A 24539-nucleotide genomic window follows, 5' to 3' on the forward strand; every position below is an offset into this window, starting at 1 on the left:
CGTGGTTTATTCCGTAAACATTTAACGAAATCGTTTTCGTGGCTGGAGCAGAATCCTTCATAGTTTAATTTTTGCGTTGGTACAAAACTAGGAAATATTCAGTTTTACTCCTTTTAAAACCTACTTAATTGGATGATTTTGTGATTAAAATGTGATATTCCAATTGATTCCTCCAAATGATCACAAAACATTATTGGTCTTTCTTAAAAACCTAAAATCTCTGACACAAATCGTTCTAAAAACTTAAAAATCAATATTTGAATACAAAATTACCTCATTCGTCAATTCAAAACGGCCATTCATCAATTGGGCCAAACATTTTATGATTGTTTCCAATACATTTCGAATCCAAAAATATATTTATATGCAAACCATAAAAGGTATTACCTTAATCTGCATCGTACTTTTCTTATGCTTGAACTGTAATTCGAAATCGGAAAAGAAAGCTGGCTCATCTGAAAATTCCGATATTCTTGAAATCGGGGATACTGACATCAACAATCTTTCTAAAGCTTCATCGGCAATATGTTTATGGCCCAAAGTGGGGTTACGGGACAAACCTGGCCGAAAAGACACTAAATATCTAACTACAATTTATTTTGGGGAAAATGTAACCTTTCTTGAGCCGAAGATGACAAAGAATACCTAAAAGTCCAACTTTCGGATGGAAGTGAGGGCTGGGTATACGAACACCTTTTTGCATTAGGTGGCGAACTGGCCATTATTGAAAAGGAAACTGAACTCTATAAAAGACCGGACATCATGACCTTTGAAGGAAAAAAATTGGAACCTATGGACATGGTTGTAATCTTTGAGAGCGAGGAGCAGGAAGATTGGCACGAAGTGACCAGCATGAAAAGAGAAAAAAAGGGGTGGATTCAAGGGGATATTGATGCTATACAGAATGAGATTGACGTAAAACTTGGAATCCTCTATTGGCGGGCAATGGAAGAGTCGCCCGAAAAGAAATTTGAATTATTGGAAAATATTCTGGCCAATCCCAATTTTAAAAAATCAAAATTGATAGAAAACGTAAACAAAGCACTTTACGATACCAACCAAGGGGAAGCTTTCTATATTAAAGAACTTGATTCCTTTGAAAACCTTTCTTCCAACAAACTGGGTATAAAAACTGATTTGGCCAATGTAAGAAGTGAGCCAAGCACTACAAGCGACATCCTGTTTCAAGTTGAAAAAGGTAACATCTGCCATATTACAGCACAAGGGGAATCCTTGGTTGAAATAAATGGGGTTTCCGATCGCTGGTACAAAGTTAATTTTGACGGTAAAGAGGGTTGGGTATTTGGATATTACACTACTAAAAGAAGAGAATAAAACAAGAATTATCTGGATTTAATTATTCGATACCCCAATAGCATCCAACCGAGTATCATAAAAACCCCACCTATTGGGGTTAAAAAGCCGATTACTTTAAAATCGAAAGTGGTCACTTTGTTCAATGCGAGTAAATAAATCGAACATGAGAACGGGATAACCCCTAAAAGAACAGAAACAAAGACCATTTTTTTGGTCTTTTCCGCTATCCCGTTATAAAGTGCCAAAAACAGCAGGAATAAAGCATGGTACATCTGGTACCTAACTCCTGTTTCAAAAGTATCCACAGCATCCTTATCCACCAATTTTTCCAATCCATGTGCACCAAATGCTCCCAAGACTATGGCCACCATTCCCATAATGGTTCCCGTCAATAAAATTGTTCTGTTCATAACTTTAATTTACTATTTTTTTAAAAATATAACATTTTAATACCTTAGTGACCATACAATTCAAAAGTAAACAAAACACATGGTCCGTACTATTTTAGTTATAGGAGCTGGTAAATCGACCTCATACCTTTTAGATTATCTTTTAAAAAAATCAGACGGAGAAAATATTCGTCTCAAAATCGGAGACCTACATCCCGAAAATATCCCCGAAAAATTTTCCAAACATCCAAACTGTAGTGTTTTCTCCCTTGATATATTCAACGAAGCTGATAGAAAAAAAGCCGTTTCGGAGGCTTCTATTGTTGTTTCCATGCTACCCGCAAGTTTACACATCAATGTGGCACGTGATTGTATTGAATTTGAAAAACATTTTATCACCGCTTCGTATGTTAGCGATGAGCTCAGGGCACTGGACGCCGAGGTAAAAGAAAAAAACCTTGTTTTCATGAACGAAATCGGTCTGGATCCCGGAATTGACCACATGAGTGCCATGGAAGTTATAGACAGAATCCGGGATGCCGGAGGCAAAATGCTCCTCTTCGAATCTTTTACAGGTGGTTTGGTTGCCCCGGAAAGTGACACCAACCTTTGGAACTATAAGTTTACGTGGAATCCAAGAAATGTGGTGCTTGCCGGACAGGGAGGTACTGCAAAATTTATCCAAGAGGGTACTTACAAATACATACCTTATCAGAAACTCTTCAGGAGAACTGAGTTTTTAGAAGTTGAAGACTATGGCACTTTTGAGGTCTATGCCAACAGGGATTCCTTAAAATACCGGGAAGCCTATGGCCTACAACATGCATTGACATTATACCGGGGTACCATGAGAAGGGTCGGATTTTCCAAGGCGTGGCAAATGTTCGTGATTCTTGGTATGACGGACGACAGTTATTCTATCGAAAATTCGGAAGGAATGTCGTACCGCGAATTTGTAAATCTCTTTCTTCCCTATTCTCCCACGGATTCGGTCGAATTAAAATTGAGGCACTACTTAAAAATCGACCAAGACGACATTATGTGGGGAAAACTTTTGGAGCTCAACCTTTTTGATGCTACCAAAAAAATACCCTTGAAGAATGCAACGCCGGCTCAAATGCTTCAATACATATTGGAGGACAGCTGGACCCTTGAAGAGCACGAAAAAGACATGATAGTTATGTACCATAAGTTCGGATATGAGCTCAATGGTGAAAAAAAGCAGATCGATGCCAATATGGTCGTAATCGGTGAAAACCGTGCCTATACCGCAATGTCCAAAACCGTAGGATTACCTGTTGCCATGGCGACGTTGCAAATTTTGAATGGTAAAATCAACACCCCAGGGGTTCAAATTCCGATAAAAAAAGAAGTGTATAAGCCGATTTTAGAGGAACTAAAAGCCAATGGAATACAATTTAAGGAATATGAAGTCCCTTATCTTGGTTACAATCCTGATTCCGTTGCAGGTTAATCTCCTGTATATTTTGAATATATTTGACTTCAAATCAAAATAGAAATTGTGAAAAACAATAACAATTCGGTTAAGATTGATGGGATTGACAAGAAAATCCTAAGATACCTAATGGAGGATGCCCGTAAACCTATTCTTGAAATTGCCAGGAACATTGGAATTTCAGGCGCAGCGATTCACCAAAGACTTCGTAAACTGGAAAGTTCAGGACTCATTTCTGGCTCCAAATTCGTAATCAATCCAAAGGTTCTAGGTTACTCAACCATGGCTTACATTGGCATTTATTTGGATAAGGCCATGACCAATCCAAAAGCCGTAAAACAATTAAAAGATATACCCGAGGTTTTGGAATGCCATTACACCACGGGGAACTGGTCCATCCTTATTAAAGTATTGTGTCAAGACAACGAGCACCTTATGCAGGTACTCAACAAAAAAATACAACAAATAGAAGGTGTTTCCCGGACCGAAACCTTTATATCATTAGATCAACAAATTGACCGACAAATTCAAATTTGATATTTGTATTGAATCTAAATAAACATTACATTTGTCCCATGAATGTAATATTTCAATCCACATATTACACCCTATATCAAGCTGCCAACGAGCGCTGTTTTTATGTTGATTTCGGTCAAAAAATGGTTCGTATGTCGTTGTGCCAGTTGCTTGCTCTTCGCCACAAGGTGATGAGTATCGACATTGAGCACCATTTTGACAGCGATTTGAACGCGCATGGCTTCGAAGTCCTTATGCTATGCAACAAAGAGCATCTTTTTGTTCTGAACACCTTGGAAATATTAGATCTTAAGAAACTGGTCCACCACAGCTTCGTATCCTTGGGGCTTTCTGTAGAAACTGCGGAATTTTCCATTTCTTAGCTCCTTCCCTCTTATTTTTAATAAGTCTTAAACTGCCTTAAAACTAGGGCACTTCCTTTTTAAACGCCTTTAAATTCAGTATCTTTACTGTTATAATAGGATTAAAATCATAGTAATTATGAAAGATATAGCAAGACAAAGTATGAGCATTAAAGTGGAGTCTATGGATTTGCTCAACGGACAGATAAAAATGGAGGCCCATGCTTCCGCTACCTATTTGGCCATGGCCTCTTGGTGCGAGCAGAACGGCTTCTTTACCAGTGCCAAGTTTTTCTTCAAACAAGCCGAAGAAGAACGTGGGCACATGATGAAGATTTTCAACTTTTTAGTGGATACGGGCGGAAACCCAATTTCTCCAGAGGTCACTGGAATCAACCATGATTACTCATCCATTGTTGATGTTTTCGAATCTACCTTGGAACATGAAGTGAAAGTCACCAAATCCATTCACAACATTGTAAAAAAAGCTCGGGAAATCGGGGATTTTGCCACTGAACGCTTTTTGGACTGGTTTGTAATGGAACAAGTTGAAGAGGAAAACACAATCAGGGACATCTTGGATATGATAGAGGTTACCGGTACCGAAGGTGTGGGTCTTCAGATGATAGACAACAAGATTTTGGACTGGATTGACTAATCCATTCTTCTAACTTCGAACAACCGAACAACATATAAAAAGGGAGCCAAATGGCTCCCTTTTTTTGTTCCGTAATGCTATCATTTCTTAATCCCTGCCGCCAAAAACCTGAACGGCCCAGTACAATAGCGACGCCAAAGCACCCAATGCTGCCACCAAATAAGTTCTAGCTGCCCATTTTAGCGCATCTTCAGCTCCGGAATATTCTTCTTGGGTCACCATGTTTTTCTGTTTTAACCAAACCAATGCCCTTTTACTGGCATCATACTCTACAGGGAGTGTAATAAAACTGAACAAGGTCGCAAATCCCATCATGACCAAACCAGCTACGGCGATGTAAAATCCGAGACCACCAGCAACACCAGTTGCGGCCATCAACATAATACCTCCAAAAACCACCCAAGTGGACATTCCGGACGTAACGCTTACAATAGGCACCAGCTTGGAACGCATCGTAAGCCATTCATAAGCCTGTGCATGCTGCACGGCGTGTCCGCATTCGTGGGCGGCCACCGCTGCTGCCGAAGCATTACGCTGGTTATATACGCCTTCACTGAGGTTGACGGTTTTGTTTTTTGGATTATAATGGTCCGTGAGCATACCGGGAGTGGAAATCACCTTTACATCCCGGATTCCATGATCATCGAGCATTTTCTGTGCAATTTCCGCACCGCTCATACCATTTCGCAAATGGACCTTTGAATATTTTTTGAACTTGCTCTTCAATCGGTTGCTGACCATCCAGCTGATCAGGGCAATTCCACCGATCAATATATAATATGTCATCATAGTCTTATCACTTTTAATTGAATATAAATATACCATATAAAAGCAAAAACCCCGCCAAATAATGGCAGGGCTCTTTTACTGTCAAAATGTTAGTTGATTAAGCTAACACAGGTTCCAAGTGAAAGGTTTCCGCAATTTCTTTATAAACCACTTCACCCTCAACAACGTTGAGACCTTTTTCCAAGGATTTATCCAACTTACAGGCACTACGCCATCCCAAGTTGGCCAATTTTAGCACATAGGGCAGTGTTACATTCGTCAAGGCAACAGTAGAAGTATAAGGCACTGCCCCTGGCATATTGGCTACACAATAGTGGACCACATCATCTATAATATAAATGGGATCCTCATGGGTCGTTGGCTTGGTGGTTTCCACACATCCGCCTTGATCTACCGCTACATCAACTATAACGGTTCCTGGATGCATGTCCTTGAGCATGTCCCTAGTGATCAAATTAGGGGCTTTTGCTCCTTTCAAAAGGACTCCACCGATTATTAAATCGTTCGTTTTTATATGATTTCTGATATTGAATTCGTTGGAAAAACCGGTCACCACATGGCTCGGCATGATATCGTTCACATACCTTAGGCGTTTCATGTTCACATCCAGAATGGTTACTTGGGCTCCCAAACCTGCTGCCATTTTAGCAGCCTGAATACCCACGGTACCGGCTCCGAGCACCAAAACACGACCCGGGGACACGCCAGGAACGCCTCCCAAAAGCACCCCTTTCCCTTTCACGGGTTTTTCCAAATACTTAGCTCCTTGCTGAATGGCCATTCTACCCGCCACTTCGGACATCGGAGTCAGCAAAGGCAAGGTCCCGTCTTCGTCCTCCACCGTTTCATACGCAATGCAAATGGCTTTGCTCTTGATCATGGCCTTGGTCAAAGCTTCGCTCGATGCAAAGTGAAAATATGTGAAGACGATCTGTCCTTCTTGAATCAAATTATATTCTTCCGCAATGGGCTCTTTTACCTTTACGATCATATCGCTCATGGCATACACCTGACCGATAGTGTCCAAAATAGTGGCCCCTGCCCGTTGGTAATCCTGATTAAAAAAACCACTTCCCTCACCTGCACCAGATTGCACATATACGGTGTGGTTGTTCTTTACCAATTCAAATACCCCGGCAGGCGTCATGCCGACCCGGCTTTCGTTGTTTTTGATTTCTTTAGGTATCCCAACAGTCATAATGTTGTTTTTTACAGTTGATGGGCCAAAGTTGAATAAAAAAATCAAATAAAAACAGAAATACTCGACAAAAAACAGGGGTATCATGTCAAAATAACCATTTTTTAACATTTATACCCTAATTTTTATGGGGTTATATTATTTTTAAATCTTTTTTATATGATATACCCCTATTTTTTAAAGGATGTGTATATGTAATAATAAAAAAGCATGCCGATTGGCATGCTTTTTAGGGGGTATTCCTATAAAATTCTTAAATAATTCGTCTAATAATCGTATTTTGAGACTATCCCACGATATTCACAATCTTTCCCGGGACCACGATTACCTTTTTAGGTGTTCTGCCTTCCAATTGCGCCAGTGTTTTTTCGTGGGCCATAACAGCGGCCTCGATTTCATCCTTGTTCATATCCAATGGCAACTCCAACTTGAAGCGCATTTTACCATTAAAGGATATCGGGTATTCCTTGCTGCTTTCCACCAAATGCTTTTCCTCAAACTTGGGGAAGGGTGCTTCGGCAATGGACTTTGAATGACCCAAACGACTCCAAAGCTCCTCAGCTATGTGAGGTGCATAAGGCGACACCAAAATGGCCAACGGTTCCAAAATGGCCTTGCTGGTACATTTTTGCGCTGTCAGCTCGTTGACACAGATCATAAAGGTGGACACCGAAGTATTGAACGAGAAGTTCTCGATATCCTCTTCCACTTTTTTGATGGTCTTGTGCAGGGTTTTTAGATTTTCGGCAGTGGGTTCCGATTCGGTAACGCTTCGACTACGCTCAGCGTCCGAATCGATAAAGGGAGAATAGAGCTTCCATAATTTTTTAAGGAAGGAATGCACTCCCGTGATTCCCGCCGTGTTCCAAGGTTTGGATTGCTCCAAGGGACCCAAGAACATTTCATACAAACGCAACGAATCAGCCCCGTATTCCTCACAAATAGCATCTGGATTGACGACATTGTATTTGGATTTGGACATTTTTTCGACTTCGCGACTTACAATGTATTTACCATCTTCTAGAATGAACTCGGCATCCTTATATTCTGGTTGCCATTGTTTGAATCCTTCAACATCCAACTCATCGGATGCATTGACCAAAGAAACATCCACGTGGACAGGCTCAAAAGATATATCGATAAAGCATTCCTTGTTTAAGACCTTGGACTTATCTTCATCATTTAGATATTGGAGCAATTTATTTTGTAGTCTATATGAAGTTTCAAAAGGGGTAAGCTTCATTATTTCTCCCTGAAAAGAAGGAATAAAAACTGTCTTACTTATTTCAAAATCTTTAACAATTGAGTCTTCAAATTCTTTAGTATCTTGAATCATCTGATTCCTTAGATTGATATTATCCCTGCCATCTTCTCTCTTCTTAGAAGAGTCAGAATTATTGATCTCTCTTAGTGTTAATTTTTTTCCGAGTCGATAAACAAAGGCACTGGTCCCCGTAATCATCCCTTGGTTGATCAACTTTTTGGCAAACTCGTCTTTGGGTACATAACCCATATCAAACATAAACTTCTGCCAAAAACGGGAATACAACAAGTGGCCCGTAGCGTGCTCGCTTCCTCCGATATATAAGTCCACATCTTGCCAATAATTGATGGCTTCGGGAGAGAAAATAGCGTCATCATTCCGTGGATCCATATACCTATTAAAGTATTGGGAACTTCCCGCCCAACCGGGCATCGTGTTCAATTCCAAAGGAAAAATGGTCTTGTGATCAATCAAATTATTGGAAACGACTTCATTTTTATCGGTGTCCCAGGCCCATTCTGTAGCATTGCCCAATGGCGGCTCGCCCGTTTCGGTGGGGAGGTATTTTTCCACTTCGGGCAATTGCAAGGGCAAATGCTCTACATCGATCATCTGCGGCATACCATCCACATAATACACAGGGAAGGGTTCTCCCCAATACCGCTGACGGCTAAATACGGCGTCACGTAGGCGGTAATTCACTTTGCCTTCGCCGTGTCCGATCTTTTCCAATTCAGTAATGATCTTCTTCATCGCCTTTTTATACGGCAATCCGTTTAGAAAATCAGATTTGGCAATGACCGTGTTTTCCTTGTCGGCAAATGCCTCTTCGGAAATATCGACCCCTTCAAAAATGTTGGGGATATCAATATGGTAATGTTTGGCAAAATCGTAATCCCGTTGATCGCCACAGGGCACGGCCATAACCGCTCCCGTTCCGTAACTGGCCAACACGTAATCGCCAATCCAAATAGGAATGGGCTCTTTGGTGAACGGATGCTCTGCATATGCGCCCGTGAACGCCCCTGAAATGGTTTTTACATCGGCCATACGGTCACGCTCGGAACGTTTTGCCGTGGCTTCCACGTAAGCATCCACCTCAGCTTTTTGTTCTGGCGTAGTGATTTTGGCCACCAACTCGTGCTCTGGAGCCAAGGTCATAAAACTTACCCCAAAAATAGTGTCGGGACGGGTGGTGAAAACCTCAATTTGATATGGGTGATTGAGCGGAGTCGAAATCCCATCTTGGTCGCTTCGACTACGCTCAGCGTCCAATACATTAAAAGTAACCGAAGCCCCAACGGAACGTCCAATCCAGTTGGTCTGGGAATCCTTTAAAGGTTGCGGCCAATCAATTTTGTCCAAACCATCCAACAAACGTTGGGCATACGCAGTAATGCGCATACTCCATTGCGTCATTTTTTTACGCACCACGGGATGACCGCCACGCTCGGAAACTCCGTTTACGATTTCATCATTGGCCAAAACGGTTCCCAAGGCGGGACACCAGTTCACTTCGGTATCCGCCAAATAAGTGAGTCTATATTTTAAGACGATCTCTTGTTTTTCCTTTTCTGAAAATCCATTCCAAGCGGCGGCATCAAAAGTTGGAGTATCATCATCACAAACAGCTTCAACATTGGCATTTCCTTCTTTTTCAAAAATGGAAATCAAACTGGAGATGTTCTCCGCTTTGTCGGATTTCTTGTTGTACCACGCATTGAACAATTGGATAAAGACCCATTGCGTCCATTTATAATATTGTGGGTTGGAGGTACGCACTTCGCGGCTCCAATCAAAAGAAAAACCGAGCTGATCTAACTGCTCACGGTATCTGTTGATGTTGTTTTCCGTAGTGATAGCCGGATGCTGCCCCGTTTGAATCGCATACTGCTCCGCAGGCAACCCAAAGGAATCGTAGCCCATGGGATGCAACACATTGAATCCTTTATGTCTTTTATAACGCGAATAGATGTCCGTGGCAATGTAACCTAGTGGGTGCCCTACGTGCAAGCCTGCCCCTGATGGGTAAGGGAACATCGACAATGCATAAAATTTAGGTTTTTCGGAATCGTTGGATGCCTTAAAAGTTTCATTTTCTGCCCAATACTTCTGCCATTTGGCCTCAATCTCGCGGAAATCGTAATTCATTGTTAATCTTGTTCAATTTCGTGTGCAAAAATAGGTTTAATCCCCTAAATACAATTTACTTTTCTATTTTTACGTACTGATTCTACTATATGAGCCAATATATTGAACGATATCAGCGTCGAAAACTGATCTCCTCCTACTTTTCCGTGGCTTTGAGCATTGCCCTGGTCCTGTTTCTATTAGGGGTTCTGGGACTTTTGGTGCTCAATACCAAAAAATTAGCGGATCATTTTAAGGAACAGATTACCATTTCGGTGTTTTTGAAGGACAGTGCAAAACCTGTGGAAATAGATCAGTTGCAGAAAAGTTTGGCCCTTGCCGAGTACACCAAGTCTGCCGAATACATTTCCAAGGAAGATGCGGCCGAGCAATATAGCGAGGATATCGGCGAAAATTTTGAAGAGTTCTTGGGCTACAATCCCTTGAAAAACTCCATAGATGTAAATTTGAAGGCTGATTTTGTCTCTCCAGAACAAATTGACGAAATCGCAAAGGAACTGGCCGACAAGGCTTACGTGGACGAAGTGAGCTACGACAAACCGTTGATTTCCCTCCTGAACAATAATGCACGAAAAATCAGTCTATGGATTCTGGTGGCCAGTGCCGTATTCACGCTCATTGCGGTGTTGTTGATCAACAGCTCCATCCGTTTGTCCATTTATTCCAAAAGGTTCATCATCAAAACCATGCAAATGGTGGGCGCTACCAAAACGTTTATTCGAAGACCCTTTATTTGGACGAACATTAAACTAGGGATGGCGGGAGCTTTTGTCGCCTTGATCGGACTTGGTGTTTTGGTGTACTATATCGATAAAAATTTCCCTGAACTGAATCTATTGCAAGATTATATTGTTCTCATCATTTTGTTCGTTAGTGTCTTTGGTCTGGGTGTGATTATTTCGTGGGCCAGTACCCATTTTGCGACACAACGCTTTTTAAACCTGAGAACGGACGATCTTTATTATTAACTTTGCAGCATGAGCAAGAAAAACAACAACGGTCAAAAACCTGCAAAAGAGTTTGTTTTCCAAAAGAAAAACTATCTCTTTCTATTTATAGGTATTGCCTTTATTGCCCTTGGATTTATTTTGATGAGCGGTGGTGGAAGCGACGACCCCGAAGTATTCAATCCTGAAATCTACAATTTTAGAAGAATCCGCCTTGCACCGACCTTGATCCTTATCGGTCTTGGCATTCAGGTTTACGCCATATTGTTGAATCCTCACAAGAAAAAGAAGGAATAATTGGAATTGATCGACGCCATTATCCTTGGAATCATTCAGGGATTGACCGAATTTTTACCTGTTTCCTCCAGCGGTCACTTAGAATTGGGAAAAGCCATTTTGGGAGCACAGGCCGTTCCTGAAGAAAGTTTGTTGTTTACCGTAGTGCTTCATTTTGCGACTGCATTAAGTACCTTGGTGGTGTTCCGAAAAGATGTTTTTCATATTCTGAAAGGTCTTTTTCAGTTTAAATGGAACGAGGAAACCCAATTTTCCTTAAAAATCATCATCTCCATGATTCCTGCCGCTTTGGTCGGTCTTTTTTTGAATGATTTTATCGAAGTGTTTTTTGATGGTGCCATCGTAATCGTTGGTATTATGTTGGTCATCACGGCATTTTTGCTCTATTTGGCCGATTTGGCCAAGACCACGGATAAAAATGTATCATTCCGAAGTGCTTTTGCCATTGGAATGGCGCAGGCCGTGGCCATATTGCCTGGAATTTCCCGAAGTGGTGCGACTATTTCGGCTGCAGTTCTTTTAGGGGTTGACAAAACAAAATCGGCCCGTTTTTCCTTTTTGATGGTGGTCCCATTGATTTTGGGCAAAGTCGCCAAAGATGTGATGGGCGGTGATATTTCTTTTCATGGCGACCAAGCCGTGGCCATGGGAGCAGGATTTGTGGCAGCGTTTATCGCTGGACTTGCTGCTTGTACCTGGATGATCAAATTGGTACGCCAGAGCAAGCTTACCTATTTTGCCATTTATTGTTTGATCGTAGGTTTGATTGCCCTTGCGTGGAGCATTTGGGGATAGATCAGTATATTTGCCCAAAACCCCAAGTTTTTGAACACCAAAGAAGATTTTTTAAACGGTCAGATTCTTTTGATTGACAAGCCTATTGAATGGAGCTCTTTCCAAGCCGTTAATGCTTTGAAATGGGCCATTCGCAAAAAATTCAGCCTCAAAAAGATAAAAATCGGTCATGCGGGAACATTGGACCCATTGGCCACAGGCCTGTTGATTATCTGTACGGGGAAATTCACTAAAAAAATTCCAGAGCTTCAGGGACAGGTAAAAGAGTACACGGGTACCTTCACGTTGGGCGCTACTACACCTTCTTATGATCTGGAAACCGAAGTGAACGGGAACTTTCCCATCGATCACATTACAGATGCATCCATCAAAGATGCCACAACGCAATTCTTAGGTGAAATTGATCAAGTACCTCCTATTTTTTCAGCCTTAAAAAAAGATGGAAAGCGATTGTACGAACTTGCCCGCGAAGGGAAAGAAGTGGAAATAAAATCACGAAAAATAGAAATATCCGAGTTTGAAATTACCCGAATAGACCTGCCCGAATTGGATTTTCGAGTGGTGTGCAGCAAAGGAACCTATATCCGTTCCCTAGCACACGATTTTGGTAAAGCATTGGGTTCTGGAGCCTATTTATCCGAGCTCCGAAGAACCAAAATAGGTGATTTCAACGTAAATAATGCTACAAGCCCCAATGTTTTCAAGGAAAACCTTGAATTAAACGCTTCAACCTAAAAGGTTGGGATAAAATAATTTTGAAAAAAAGCGGTTATAGATAAACGATGAACTTAAACAAGAACCAGTTATCACTTTTGATTACTTTCTTCTCTATGTCCATAGTGATTTTATTGCTTTTCAATATTCACTTGGGGGGCGTACAGGAGGATGAATATGTCATTGAAATGAGCCTGGCCGACGAGGACATCGAAAAATTGCTTGAAGAGGAAGAACAACGATTGGAAGAAATGGCAGCCAACAGTGACCCTATTAAAAGTCACATGGCCGTGAACGAGACTGCAAAACCCAGCGTTGGGAACCCTGAGCCCTTAAAAACGTTGGAAGAACTACTGGAAGAAAGGGCCATGAGCAGCGAATCGGGGGAGTATGCCGATAACTCAGGTTTTGAGGACCAATTAAAACAGTTGAAAGCACAACGAGACGAGAAAAAAGAAAAACTTGGTGAACGCGATGCTCAAAAAGAGGAGTTTACCAATTATTTAAAAGATAGACGTACCTCCATCTCCTATTCTTTGTTGGAAAGAAATGCCTACTATCTTCCTCCACCCATCTATACTTGTATTGAAGGCGGTAAAGTTGTGATCAACATTACTGTGGACGAAAATGGATATGTAAACGAGGCCACTTTCAACGATAAAAGTTCGGGAACCAGTAATGGTTGTTTAGTGGACAACGCTATCGCCTATGCACTAAAGGCACGTTTTAGTCCGGATTCCAAAGCATCACAAATAGGGACGATAACCTATTTATTCCAAGGGAAGTAACTCCAAGATATCCTCAAGAATATTTTGACCTTTGTTTTTGTTGTACCAAACCTGAAGTTCTTGTTTGAACTCATCGGTCAACTTTCCATGCTCTCTTTTGTAGTCTTCCACCATTTGGGTGGCAATACTAGGTCTTGGACCCCACTCGCCAACGATTTCATTATTGACTTTGTCAAATACAATCACTTTAGGAATTGAACGCGCCCCGTTTGTAAGGAAAGTATCCATTAAATCGAGACTTTCATCCCTTAACACAATCTTTAATGTTATGTTTGGGCTTGCTTCAGCAATTTTATTCATAATCGGCAAACTTGCTGCAGCATCACCGCACCAGCTTTCGGTCAGTACGAGCAGGACCAATTCCTTATCAAGGGACTTTAATTTTTGCCGGACCTCTTCGGAAATCTTGAATGTTTTTTCCCAACGTGACATTCGTTTATCTCCCAATTTGGTATAATTGACAAATATTTCAGATTGATTGGGACCGGTGGAACCACCTGTCAAGGCCAACTTGGAAACCAATGCGCGGTAGCTTGAGTAATCCATGGCCTTTTGCAGATAATCCTGTACTATTTCCAATCTATTCTTCTCCAGTATTTCCATAAAAACATTTTTTCAAAAGTAGTACCATACATTCAGCCGTTAGGTGACTTTTGTCATTGGTTGTTTATTGGATTTAAACCTTACAATGTTTTTGGGTTTATGGCCAAACTCTTGAACAGCATGGCCTTGGTATAGAAAAACTTGTTCTGCATTTCGTTCTGCTTTAGGTAAGCATCGATGAGCTTGCTCTCACGTGAATTGATCAAAAATAAGGAACTCTCTCCAAAACTGAATTTTCGTTCCTCGGCCCGCAACATAGTTGTATAGTCTTTAACAATGTCGGTTATCAACTGGTTTTGTTGCGTAAAGGAATCCAGTTCGTTATAAATAGCAATCACCTTGTTCTGAATTTCGACTTGTGCGTTATCCCTTTCATATTCAGCATCCCGAAGCTTGAACTTGGCCAATTTTAGATCTCCACGTTCTTTCCTAAGGAAAATGGGCATCTGAAAACTCAATCCGGCCTTATAATTTTCGGTCACAAAAGAATCGATGAACTCCGGGGTCTCAGTAATAAAATTATATTCAGCTTGCAATTTTGGAAGTAGTTTGTTGGCCTTTAACCTTTTATCAACTGCCAACCCTTCTATTTTATAGTCCAAGGACAATAGTTTTGGATGTGTTTCCAGATTAAAGCTGTCCAACGGTATACCATCTATCTCCAAGGTTGAATTGATATCTATTTCGGGCTCCAGATTAGGGGCTATGCCAGGTTGAAGTTCAACGGGAACATCTTCGATCCATAAAAAATTACTGAGCTCCAATGATTTTTTCATCAGATTGACCTTTGCTTGCTGATATCCCAAATCACGGTTTCGGACTGCAATTTTGGCCTCTACGGTATCGATCATGGCAATATCGCCTGCCAGGGCACTCTCTTTTATCCCTTGAAAACGTATCTCTGCATTCTCTAAAAAATCTTTGTATACCTCAGCATCTCTGTAGGATTTCAACCAATCAAAATAGGCCAAGGATGCATTGTATAGCACTTGGTTGACCTGCAGGTCTTGGTCGGCTTTGGTCTGCTCCCTAAAAAGCTTTGCCTTTCTTAGGGTGGCCATACGCTCGTTTATCCAAAACCCCTGTAAAACGGACATGGATACCCCGGCACTGTACAGACCATCATCGGGCAAGGTTTCATCAGGATTAAGGTAGTATCCTTCATTCTGCTGAAAATTCCCTTTAAGCTCTATCCCAAACCAGGTAGGTATCTTGAAGGTGGCATTTAAGCGGTCCCAGTATTCGGTATCCTTGAACTCCTTGGTATTGTAATCTACTTCGACCTTGGGATCAAACCCTCCTCTGGCCTTCATAAGATTGGCCTGCCCTATGGCTATGTTCAATTGGGCCTGCTTGGCTACAGGATGATATTTTTTTACATAGCCCAAATACTCTTTAAATCCCAGTACCAAAGAATCTTGCTGAGCGTAAAAAGAACCTACAGTAAAGAAAAAGAGGGTACAAAATAAAAGTAATCTTCTATTTCTTTGCGGCATCTGCACTTGTGTTTTGAGGTTGATAATAGTTTGGTGGGAAGCCATTCAACTGCCTCCATAGTTCGTACCAAATGGGAACATCTTCCAACAGGGCCATGGTACTTGCTCCTGAGCCTACCCGAATATCCTTGGGCCAGGGAGCTTCTTCCTCGTCCGGGGCCAGCAGTATACGATATTTTCCATTGGGACTGATAAAGTTCTCAATAGCGACCACTTTCCCCCCAAAGGTTCCATAGGAAACATTGGGCCATCCACTAAAAACAATGGCTGGCCAGCCATCAAATTGGATACGTACCTTTTCGTCCACATGGATCAATGGAAGATCTATCGGGTCCACAAAAGTTTCCACGGCAATATCATAATCCGAGGGCATTATCCCGACCAATTGTGCTCCTTCTTTAAAAGTCTCTCCTATTCCAGATTGGATGGCCTTAGTGATATATCCATTTTGAGGAGCTCTTATGTACATCATATCATTCCTCATTTCGTAATTGGTGTACTGGTTCTCCAGTTTGGTGACCTGTGCTTCGGAATCGAATTGATTGGATTGTGCCGTATATAGATCACTCTGTGCCTTCGAAATTTTATCGGTGTACTCTGCCCGCACCCGATTGATTTCCACTTGGGCATTGATCACATCATTTTTACTGGCCAACAATTTATTTTCTTGGCTGATGAGCTTTGCCTGTGTCTCTTGCAATTTTAATCGCTTTTCTTCTAAATCGGTAACGGCCTTTAACCCCTCATCCTGCAGTTTTTCAACTCGGTCATACTGTCTTTGGGCAATCGAAATGTTGGTCTTGGCCGCTTCTAGGTCTATACTATCGCTCTTTACCTTTAGTTTTGACTGCATCAACTTGTTCCTAGCTTGTTCCAGTTTTAAACCGAGCTCTTGGTTCAATGCTCTTATCTGCTGATTTAAGGCTTTCCCCTTTTCTTGATAAGAAGTCACGGACATGTTCTTTGCCATAATCTGTTTGCCTGTGCGCTCCACCAAATCTGGGTCAAAGTATTCGCTCTTCACCTCGGAAATATGCAAAATAGTATCTCCCTTTTCCACATATTGACCTTCTCTTACAAACCATTTTTCAATCCGTCCGGGTATTGGGGACTGGATTGTTTGTGGCCTTTGGTCCGGAGTTAGCGTAGTTAAATACCCCCTACCGGATATATTCTGGGTCCACGGCAGAAACATCATAAAAACAACAATAATGGAAAAGGATGCCAAGAAGCGGTTAAACTGTTTGTAATGCCTCTTATGGAACACTTTTTTACCTGCCTCGTAGCCGGTAAGATCCACCTTTTCGTTCAGTTTATTATTTGAAGAAATATTCAGCATGAACTTTAATTTACGTTGATCAATCTACCTTTTTCCATTCGGATTACCTGATTACATCGTTTTGCCCATTTGGGATTTTCGCTCACAACGACCAAAGCCCATCCGTTGGCAGGGTCGGTTAAGAAATCCATCATTTTCTCTGTTCCTTCCTCATCATATTGCTCCAGTGGATCTTTAAGCACCATTAATTTGGGGCGGGTCACTATGCTTCGTGCCAGAACAATTTTTCTGGAGATAAAATCGGGGAATTTTTTTCCTTCAGGATACAGAATGGTTTTTAACCCCTGCGGCTGCTCTTTCACAAATTCTGATAGGCTTACTTTTTCCAAGGCCCAATACACATCTTCCATAGAGATGTCCTTGTTACCAAAGGTAATATTGTCCAATAAGGTTCCTTCAAAGGGGTATTCTTCCGTCAACGAATGACCAAGATATGATCTATACTGGCTCAATTTAATTCCTTTAAGTGCTACATTGTTCACATATATCTTGCCTTCATCCGGCTCTAGAATACCGGCGATCATTCTTAATAACGTTGACCTTCCCGACCCACTCTTTCCTTGTATCAACAATTTTGTGTCTGGTTTTATAGTGAGCGATAAGTGGTCTATTATTTTCTTATCCAATCCGGGCACCTTGTACACAATATCTTCCAGCTCCACCGTTAATCCCTCATTTTCTTTGAACGGGGTTTCCCCTTCTTGTGGTTCCAATTCCTTATCCACGACCTGCCCCATTTTTTCCAAAGAAGTCAATAGGTCATAAAATGTCTCGAGACCCAAAATCAATTTTTCCACAGAACTGATAACCAACAGAATAATGATTTCCGCCGCCACAAACTGACCAATGTTCATCTGCTGTTCCAGCACCAAGAGGCCCCCGATCAAAAGCAACCCTGCGGTAACCAAAACCTTGAACCCTATCATCTGGATAAATTGCAATACCAACACTCTAAAGTGACTTTCCCTCGCATCCAAATAGTCATCTACCAACGTGTCGTTCTTTTCAAGGGCATGGGAGGTCTTACCAGAAAGTTTGAAGCTGATAATGGAACGGGCGATTTCTTGAACCCAATGGGCTACTTTGTATTTGATCTTGGATTCTTCCAAACTGGTGTCCAAACCCCTTTGTGCAGTAAATTTAAACACAATATAAATGAGGACCAGTAACAACAATCCATAGATAATAAAGAAAGGGTGGTAAAACGACAGCAACAATAGTCCAAAAACTATCTGTAGCAGAGCTGCCGGGAAATCTATCAATATTTTGGATAAGGATTTTTGTACAGTAAGAGTATCAAAAAAACGATTGGCAAGCTCCGGAGGATAATAATACCTAAGCTCACTCATCTTGATTTTTGGAAAGCGGTAGGCGAACTCAAACGATGATCTGGTGAAAATCTTTTGCTGCAAGTTCTCTATGATACGGATCTGCATCAACTGCAAAACACCAACAAAGGCCACCCCCATGGTAACAAGTACAACCAACACTATCCAAGAGGTACTCACCCTTGCCCCTTGTATAAGGTTGATAATGGCCTGTATTCCCAAAGGCAGGGAAAGATTGACCAGTCCCGCAAAAATGGCGTAGTAAAAAATTTGAAGAATATCCTTTTTGTCCAAGGAAAGCAAACCGGTTAGCCGCTGCCAGGCAGAGAGTATTTTTTTATTGGCCATGTACTTTTTGATTTAGTGTGCGGAATATCAGATCCGTGAAAAATGCGGTAGGGGTTACCTCTTCACTACAGTTTGTGAGGGATGGAAAGTGTGATTTTAGAAAATTCTGGTGTAGCGAACCTTCAAGCACATTACTGGCCAGACTGGTCGGAAATTCATAATCACCGTCCACATCAGAAATCATATTGCTGAGACGACCCACTAACCTTTTGCATATAATAAAGCTCCCTTCCGCCCCATCATTGCTCATTTCTTTCACAAGATAAGACTTTGAATACTCGTTAATGATTATCTTGTTGAGCACTACTTCGTTAATGTGCGAAAAGGAGGAGTCCTCCTCTACGGTCTGTGTCAATACTTCAATGGAAGCCGCCAATTTTTCCACTGGGTCGGAAATTGCATTGGTAGAAAAAACCATCTTGTACTCTACCCATCCCCAATACCAAGAAGCCAGATAAAGCAATAACTTGTGCTTGTTCTCAAAATATCGGTAAATCGAACTTTCGTTTGAGTGTATTCTAACACCCAATTTCTTAAACGTAAAAGATTCAAAACCAATTTCATCAATCAACAATATACTCTGCTCTACGATTTTCTTCCCCAAATCTGACGATTCAGGGTCTTTAACATAGAGTTTCTCATCGATTTCCAGTTTCACAGATTGTAGTAAAATGTCCATGCTATCCCATTTTTAAAACAAAGTCTCGCAAAAATAATAGCATTACTATTAACATCCATCACTTTAACTTGTACTTAACGATTTCTTATTTTGCCTTACTTTTACTTAAAATTGATTGTTATGGACAAACATAGATGTGGCTGGTGCGTGGGTGACACCCTTTATGAAGCCTATCATGACGAGGAATGGGGCGTTCCTGTCAAAAATGATGAGACCCTTTTCGAATTTTTGATCTTGGAGACCTTTCAGGCAGGTCTGAGTTGGATTACCATATTAAGAAAACGTGAAAATTTTAGACAGGCTTTTGACCATTTTGACTACAAAAAGATTGCAAAATATAATCAAGCCAAGATTGATGCCCTCTTACAAGACCCAGGAATCGTCAGAAACAAACTAAAAGTCAATGCCACGGTCACCAACGCCATTGCTTTTATGGAAGTCCAAAAAGAATTTGGTAGTTTTAGTAAATACATTTGGGGATTTGTAGACCAAAAGCCCATTAAAAACAAGTTGAAAAACTATAAAAATGCTCCGGCAACCACCGAATTATCCGATACTATCAGCAAGGATTTAAAAAAGCGAGGCTTTAAGTTTGTGGGAAGTACGGTGATTTACGCCCACATGCAGGCCACGGGCATGGTCAACGACCACGAAGTAAACTGTTTTAGATACCATGAAGTTTAAATACCTCCTATTTGTAATCGTTGGTATTGTGCAAATCACATCTGCGCAAAACAAGTACGAACAGGAATCCAGAATAGACAAGGCTGACTTCCCGAACAGCGCTTATCTGTTAATTGAAGATTACCTGAAAGATGCCAAACGAGTGCGTTTTTACCAAGAAATAGATAGCACCAAAAAAAGCTACGAAGCAAAGTTTAAAAAAGGGCGATTGCGCTATAGCGTTGAGTTCGATGAACAAGGGACATTGGAAGATGTAGAGTTTAAAATAAAGGTAAGGGACATTCCGAACGATACATGGGGCGCCATTCAATCTTACCTGGATAAAAACCACTACAAACACAGAGTAAAAAAAATTCAACAACAATACCCCTTACGTGAAGAAAAGTCGGTTGAAAAGACATTGCACAACGCATTTCAGAACTTGATCCTGCCCGATGTAAACTACGAATTGGTCTTTTCTGCCAAAGAAAGTGGTGGTTTTCAAGAATACGAGGCGCTGTTCGATTATGAAGGGCAGTTGATACGATTGCGAAAATCCTTTCCCCCTAGTTATGATCACGTACTTTATTAAACGGATTTTATTTGTTTCGTTATTACTGTTGATAACTTCGGTATCCGTAAGGGGTCAAGAAAACCTAACAAGTTACTGGCAGCCACAATTTGCTGTAAATTATCAGGTAGCGGGTGCTTATTCCCATAATTTTGCCATCGCCAACAGGAACTACGTTTACGAGAACGAAGATGTTACATTTAGGGTGAAGCAATTGGATTTTACCCACTTTTCAAAACTTGAGATCAAGGATAACCAAAGTATTGCTCTTGGTGTAATGTACAGGTTTTACAATAGCAGGGAGAACGAACTTAGATTCACGCAACAATACAATGTAACGCACAAGCCGTTCGCCATACGTTTTGGACATAGGTTCCGAGCCCAGCAGCGAATCACCAATTCCCTGACCACCCATAGATTTAGATACCGCTTTGCCCTGGATTTTCCATTAATGGGAGAGAAATTAAATCCCGGTGAACCTTATTTTGTAGGAAGCTTTGAAAATTTGTTGAGCGTGGCGAAACAAAATTCACCTGAATACGATATACGCTTGGTCGGGCAAGTGGGCTGGGAGTTGCACAGTGGCATGAAATTGCAAATAGGAGTGGAATATCGCATCGAGGATTACACCGCCAGTGTCCCAGAACATATTCTCTTTTTACTCACTAGTGCCCAAATCTCCTTGTAGCAGCGCAACAAATTCCTTTCTGGGAATCAGTTCGGCACCCAAACTTTCCAAATGATCGGTGTGCACTTGACAATCTATAACCCGATACCCTTTCTCACCCAATTCTTTGGCCATTTGTATAAATGCAAACTTTGAGGCATTGGCCCGTAAGCTGAACATGCTCTCCCCGCAGAACACATGCCCTAGGTCAATTCCGTAGAGTCCTCCTACCAAATCTTCGTTTTCCCAGACCTCATAGGATTTTGCATGCCCCTTTTCGAACAACTTCATGTAAGCGGTTTTCATTTCGGGCGTAATCCATGTGCCATCTTGGCCTTTACGACGAATTTGGGCACAGTAGTCGATCACCTGTTCAAAGCAGGTGTTTTGAGTTAGCACGAATGACCCATCCCGGATTACTTTTCGCATGCTCTTGGACACTTTTACTTTATGTGGAAACAGCACCATCCTTGGGTCGGGCGTCCACCATAAAATCAGTGAGTCATCATTGAACCATGGAAAAATACCATTTTTATAGGCCAGCAGCAATCGCTCCGGTGAAAGGTCTCCACCTACTGCGAGCAAACCATCTTCACTGGCATTATCAACGGGAGGAAACTCCAATCTCTTGTTCAAAAAATATAAGGGAGTGTTTTCCAAGGGCAATTTTTTCTAAAAATACAAATCAGCCCAAAAACTAAAAAATCCGAACATAACGTCCGGATTTTCAAATTTTATAAATAGTAAATCTTTCTATTAAAATGGAAGATCGTCGTGGTCTTCATCATTATAGTCATCAGCAGGCTCAAAGGCTTCCATAGGTGGAACCGGAGGCATATTGTCACCTGCAGGCTCAGACTGAAGGTTCTCTATTCGCCATCCTTGTATGGAGTTGAAATATTTGGTCTCTCCTTGAGGGTTTACCCATTCCCTTCCTCTCAGGTTGATGCTTATCTTCACCATTTGCCCTACGGAATAGTTGTTGAGCAAATCACATTTGTCCTGAACAAACTCTACCAATATGTGCTGCGGATATTGTTCTTCAGTGGTCACGACCACCTCTCTTTTTCTGAAACCGTTGTTGCCATAGGTTTTGGTCTCATCTATCATTTTGATTCTTCCCTGAACTTCCATGCAATGTTAATTTTTGTTGAAAATTCAAAAGTACATAAAATGAATCCTAATGACATCCGTTATTTAAACTAACTATCAACATGTTTTCCAATTACCTATCTTTAAAAAGAATTTGACCACCAATGGATTTTAGTACCAAACGGAAAACCTCCAATATTATACTGCTGGTATCGGCATTCATCATTGTGAGTCTTATTCTATGGAACACCAATAGCTTTTTCCGAAAGTTTAAGGAGGAGGAACGCCTAAAAATGGAAATTTGGGCAACAGCGCAGTTGGAACTTGTTCAATCATCGGTAGATCAGGAACTGGGTAACCTTACCCTCAAAGTTCTGGGCAACAACACCTCTACTCCAATGATTTTGGTTAACGAGGAAGGCTCCTATAAAACCCATAATATTCCCGAGGACAAAATTGCCGACAGTGCATATATCCATCAAAAGATAGAGCAGTTCAAAAATGAGAACCAACCCATTCAAATCATTCAGGAAGACGAACTGCTCGAAACTCTGTATTATGGCAATTCGGAGGTACTCAACAAACTAAAATATTATCCACTTGCCCTTTTGTTGATCATTTTTTTGTTCGGGGCAGTAATATTCTTTTTCTTCCGAACCAACAAAGCATCGGAACAGAACAAGCTCTGGGCTGGCATGGCCAAAGAAACGGCACATCAAATAGGAACCCCGCTCACATCTCTTTTGGGTTGGAACGAACTCCTTAAATCTGAAGATATCAATCCTGAGGTGACCCAAGAAATAGCAAAGGACATCGATAGGTTGGAAACCATTACAGAACGATTTTCCAAAATTGGTTCTATTCCAGAATTGAAGGACCATGATATTGTAAATGAAACCAAAAAGGCATTCGATTACTTGAAGCAACGTAGTTCCAAACTGGTACATTTTTCCTTCAGCTCCAATATAGACGAAGCCCATGTACTTATGAACCCCCCTTTGTACAACTGGAGTATAGAAAACCTGGTAAAGAATGGCATCGATGCCATGAAGGGCAAGGGCAATATTGCCATCCAAATAGAGAAAAAAGGACAGAACATCAATATTTTGGTATCGGATACCGGCCATGGAATCCCCAAAAGTGATTTTCAGAATATTTTCAATCCTGGTGTAACTTCCAAGCAAAGGGGCTGGGGCTTAGGACTTTCATTGGTAAAAAGAATTGTTGAAGAGTACCATAAAGGAAAAATTAAAGTATTTTCGTCTAGTAAAGAAGGAACTATCATGCAAATTACCCTACGAGCACTCTAAATTTGAATTATGGCAAAAGAAAAGCAACTCGTAATACAAGAAGCTGATATCACCAACAATTGCCCCAAATGTTTTAATCAGGAACTTAAGATTACGTTTTACCAAAAACACTCGTTTAATGCACTATACCACAGAACTACCGGTGTGGTGACCAATGAGATCAAGTGCAAAAAATGCAACTCTACCATATATCCCGTGGATTGGACACCCGATATTGAAAGGGTATTTGATTACTACAACAAATTGGTAAAGCCGGACAGGCCCGCAGTGCGCTTCACCATGCTATTTTTTGTGGTTTTGGTCCTAATGCTCTGCCTTGTAGCGGCCGGCGTCTATTTTATGATAGAGAGCTAAAGGTTGGACCTGATTTGTTCCGCTACCGTTTCAAACTCATCTGAGGTAAGACTCTCCTTATTTTGAAACGTAGCATTGGCCATACTTTGCAACGGAATCAAATGCACATGCACGTGGGGCACCTCAAGACCAATAACCGTCATACCCACTCTTTTACAGGGCACTGCTTTTTGTATGGCAAGACCAACTTTTCTTGAGAAGGCCATGAGTTTCATATAAGATTCCTCATCAAGATCCAAAATCTTGTCCACTTCCTTTTTTGGGACGCATAGCGTGTGTCCTTTGGAATTAGGATTGATATCCAAAAAAGCAAAGTGATATTCGTCCTCTGCTATTTTGTAAGAAGGTATATCCCCGTTGATGATCTTGGTAAAAATACTGGCCATTTTAATTCAGTTTAAAATAAAAAAATCCCGTGCTATGACGGGATTAAATATACCAATTTAGT

27 protein-coding genes are annotated in these 24539 nt (G+C 41.2%); 15 read left to right on the plus strand and 12 right to left on the minus strand.

Annotated features, from left to right (window positions below; genetic code table 11):
* Positions 1-762: 762 nt before the first annotated feature.
* Entirely contained in the window at positions 763-1335 is a 573-nt protein-coding gene (locus tag K1F36_RS17090) for an SH3 domain-containing protein (RefSeq protein WP_220114880.1), read from the plus strand.
* 8 nt (positions 1336-1343) lie between these two features.
* Here the strand turns inward: K1F36_RS17090 and K1F36_RS17095 are convergent, their stop codons facing one another.
* A complete protein-coding gene (locus K1F36_RS17095) occupies positions 1344-1727 on the minus strand; it encodes a DUF423 domain-containing protein (protein WP_220114881.1) in 384 nt (127 codons plus the stop codon).
* 79 nt (positions 1728-1806) lie between these two features.
* Here K1F36_RS17095 and K1F36_RS17100 point away from each other — a divergent pair, with 79 nt between their 5' ends.
* The 4 genes from K1F36_RS17100 (at position 1807) to K1F36_RS17115 (ending at position 4698) form a co-directional block, all read left to right on the plus strand.
* Entirely contained in the window at positions 1807-3180 is a 1374-nt protein-coding gene (locus K1F36_RS17100) for a saccharopine dehydrogenase family protein (RefSeq protein WP_220114882.1), read from the plus strand.
* Positions 3181-3228: 48 nt separating this feature from the next.
* Complete coding sequence (locus K1F36_RS17105; RefSeq protein WP_108245901.1) at positions 3229-3699, plus strand: Lrp/AsnC ligand binding domain-containing protein; 471 nt, start codon at positions 3229-3231, stop codon at positions 3697-3699.
* Between the two features lie 38 nt (positions 3700-3737).
* Positions 3738-4061, plus strand: a complete 324-nt coding sequence (locus K1F36_RS17110; protein ID WP_220114883.1) for a hypothetical protein — start codon at positions 3738-3740, stop codon at positions 4059-4061.
* 118 nt (positions 4062-4179) lie between these two features.
* On the plus strand, positions 4180-4698 hold the full coding sequence (locus tag K1F36_RS17115) for a ferritin (RefSeq protein WP_220114884.1): 519 nt from the start codon (positions 4180-4182) through the stop codon (positions 4696-4698).
* 87 nt (positions 4699-4785) lie between these two features.
* Here K1F36_RS17115 and K1F36_RS17120 read toward each other — a convergent pair whose 3' ends face one another.
* The 3 genes from K1F36_RS17120 to K1F36_RS17130 form a co-directional block, all read right to left on the minus strand.
* Positions 4786-5487, minus strand: coding sequence for a zinc metallopeptidase (locus tag K1F36_RS17120; protein WP_220114885.1), 702 nt, complete (start codon positions 5485-5487; stop codon positions 4786-4788).
* Between the two features lie 97 nt (positions 5488-5584).
* A complete protein-coding gene (gene ald / locus K1F36_RS17125) occupies positions 5585-6685 on the minus strand; it encodes an alanine dehydrogenase (RefSeq protein WP_220114886.1) in 1101 nt (366 codons plus the stop codon).
* Between the two features lie 286 nt (positions 6686-6971).
* Complete coding sequence (locus K1F36_RS17130; protein WP_220114887.1) at positions 6972-10100, minus strand: leucine--tRNA ligase; 3129 nt, start codon at positions 10098-10100, stop codon at positions 6972-6974.
* 89 nt (positions 10101-10189) lie between these two features.
* Between K1F36_RS17130 and K1F36_RS17135 the strand changes: the two genes are divergently transcribed.
* From K1F36_RS17135 to K1F36_RS17155, 5 genes are read left to right on the plus strand one after another with little or no spacing between them, the layout of a single operon-like run.
* On the plus strand, positions 10190-11068 hold the full coding sequence (locus K1F36_RS17135; RefSeq protein WP_207030675.1) for a cell division protein FtsX: 879 nt from the start codon (positions 10190-10192) through the stop codon (positions 11066-11068).
* Positions 11069-11077: 9 nt separating this feature from the next.
* A complete protein-coding gene (locus K1F36_RS17140) occupies positions 11078-11344 on the plus strand; it encodes a DUF3098 domain-containing protein (RefSeq protein ID WP_207028086.1) in 267 nt (88 codons plus the stop codon).
* Positions 11345-12139: an undecaprenyl-diphosphate phosphatase gene (locus tag K1F36_RS17145; RefSeq protein ID WP_220114888.1), complete on the plus strand. Its 795-nt coding sequence runs from the start codon at positions 11345-11347 to the stop codon at positions 12137-12139.
* 30 nt (positions 12140-12169) lie between these two features.
* The gene (truB, locus tag K1F36_RS17150; protein ID WP_220114889.1) at positions 12170-12874 is read left to right on the plus strand and encodes a tRNA pseudouridine(55) synthase TruB; all 705 of its coding nucleotides are present in this window, start codon (positions 12170-12172) and stop codon (positions 12872-12874) included.
* Between the two features lie 47 nt (positions 12875-12921).
* On the plus strand, positions 12922-13641 hold the full coding sequence (locus K1F36_RS17155; RefSeq protein ID WP_220114890.1) for an energy transducer TonB: 720 nt from the start codon (positions 12922-12924) through the stop codon (positions 13639-13641).
* Here K1F36_RS17155 and K1F36_RS17160 read toward each other — a convergent pair.
* The 5 genes from K1F36_RS17160 to K1F36_RS17180 all read right to left on the minus strand — a co-directional run bounded on the left by K1F36_RS17160 (position 13624) and on the right by K1F36_RS17180 (position 19434).
* Positions 13624-14244 carry a thioredoxin family protein gene (locus tag K1F36_RS17160; protein ID WP_220114891.1) on the minus strand — a complete coding sequence of 207 codons (621 nt, stop codon included), beginning with the start codon at positions 14242-14244 and terminating at the stop codon, positions 13624-13626. The two genes, K1F36_RS17155 and K1F36_RS17160, sit on opposite strands and share 18 nt — an antisense overlap.
* A gap of 80 nt (positions 14245-14324) precedes the next feature.
* Positions 14325-15740 (minus strand): TolC family protein, encoded by a 1416-nt coding sequence (locus tag K1F36_RS17165; protein WP_220114892.1) that lies wholly within the window; start codon positions 15738-15740, stop codon positions 14325-14327.
* On the minus strand, positions 15724-17079 hold the full coding sequence (locus K1F36_RS17170) for an HlyD family secretion protein (RefSeq protein WP_220114893.1): 1356 nt from the start codon (positions 17077-17079) through the stop codon (positions 15724-15726). Before K1F36_RS17170 ends, K1F36_RS17165 begins: the two co-directional genes overlap by 17 nt.
* Before the next feature lie 5 nt (positions 17080-17084).
* Entirely contained in the window at positions 17085-18755 is a 1671-nt protein-coding gene (locus K1F36_RS17175) for a peptidase domain-containing ABC transporter (protein WP_220114894.1), read from the minus strand.
* A complete protein-coding gene (locus K1F36_RS17180; RefSeq protein ID WP_220114895.1) occupies positions 18745-19434 on the minus strand; it encodes a TetR/AcrR family transcriptional regulator in 690 nt (229 codons plus the stop codon). Before K1F36_RS17180 ends, K1F36_RS17175 begins: the two co-directional genes overlap by 11 nt.
* A 120-nt stretch (positions 19435-19554) precedes the next feature.
* On the opposite strand from K1F36_RS17180, the gene K1F36_RS17185 reads away from it, so the two are divergent.
* Genes K1F36_RS17185 through K1F36_RS17195 form a run of 3 tightly spaced genes read left to right on the plus strand, consistent with a single transcriptional unit; the run spans position 19555 to position 21356 of the window.
* Positions 19555-20118 (plus strand): DNA-3-methyladenine glycosylase I, encoded by a 564-nt coding sequence (locus tag K1F36_RS17185; RefSeq protein WP_220114896.1) that lies wholly within the window; start codon positions 19555-19557, stop codon positions 20116-20118.
* A complete protein-coding gene (locus K1F36_RS17190) occupies positions 20108-20689 on the plus strand; it encodes a hypothetical protein (RefSeq protein WP_220114897.1) in 582 nt (193 codons plus the stop codon). Before K1F36_RS17185 ends, K1F36_RS17190 begins: the two co-directional genes overlap by 11 nt.
* A complete protein-coding gene (locus K1F36_RS17195) occupies positions 20670-21356 on the plus strand; it encodes a DUF2490 domain-containing protein (RefSeq protein WP_220114898.1) in 687 nt (228 codons plus the stop codon). The genes K1F36_RS17190 and K1F36_RS17195 overlap by 20 nt, the downstream gene beginning before the upstream one ends.
* Here K1F36_RS17195 and aat read toward each other — a convergent pair.
* Positions 21327-21971: a leucyl/phenylalanyl-tRNA--protein transferase gene (gene aat, locus K1F36_RS17200; protein WP_258539128.1), complete on the minus strand. Its 645-nt coding sequence runs from the start codon at positions 21969-21971 to the stop codon at positions 21327-21329. The two genes, K1F36_RS17195 and aat, sit on opposite strands and share 30 nt — an antisense overlap.
* Before the next feature lie 120 nt (positions 21972-22091).
* The gene (locus tag K1F36_RS17205; RefSeq protein WP_108245883.1) at positions 22092-22469 is read right to left on the minus strand and encodes a DUF3127 domain-containing protein; all 378 of its coding nucleotides are present in this window, start codon (positions 22467-22469) and stop codon (positions 22092-22094) included.
* A gap of 122 nt (positions 22470-22591) precedes the next feature.
* Between K1F36_RS17205 and K1F36_RS17210 the strand changes: the two genes are divergently transcribed.
* Together K1F36_RS17210 and K1F36_RS17215 are read left to right on the plus strand one after the other, a co-directional pair.
* Positions 22592-23737 carry a sensor histidine kinase gene (locus K1F36_RS17210; protein WP_207030689.1) on the plus strand — a complete coding sequence of 382 codons (1146 nt, stop codon included), beginning with the start codon at positions 22592-22594 and terminating at the stop codon, positions 23735-23737.
* 9 nt (positions 23738-23746) lie between these two features.
* Complete coding sequence (locus K1F36_RS17215; protein ID WP_220114900.1) at positions 23747-24091, plus strand: hypothetical protein; 345 nt, start codon at positions 23747-23749, stop codon at positions 24089-24091.
* Here K1F36_RS17215 and K1F36_RS17220 read toward each other — a convergent pair.
* Positions 24088-24477 carry an HIT family protein gene (locus K1F36_RS17220; RefSeq protein ID WP_220114901.1) on the minus strand — a complete coding sequence of 130 codons (390 nt, stop codon included), beginning with the start codon at positions 24475-24477 and terminating at the stop codon, positions 24088-24090. The genes K1F36_RS17215 and K1F36_RS17220 overlap by 4 nt on opposite strands.
* Between the last annotated feature and the right edge of the window lie 62 nt (positions 24478-24539).

The sequence above is a fragment of the Flagellimonas abyssi genome (assembly GCF_019457905.1).
GTDB lineage: Bacteria > Bacteroidota > Bacteroidia > Flavobacteriales > Flavobacteriaceae > Flagellimonas > Flagellimonas abyssi.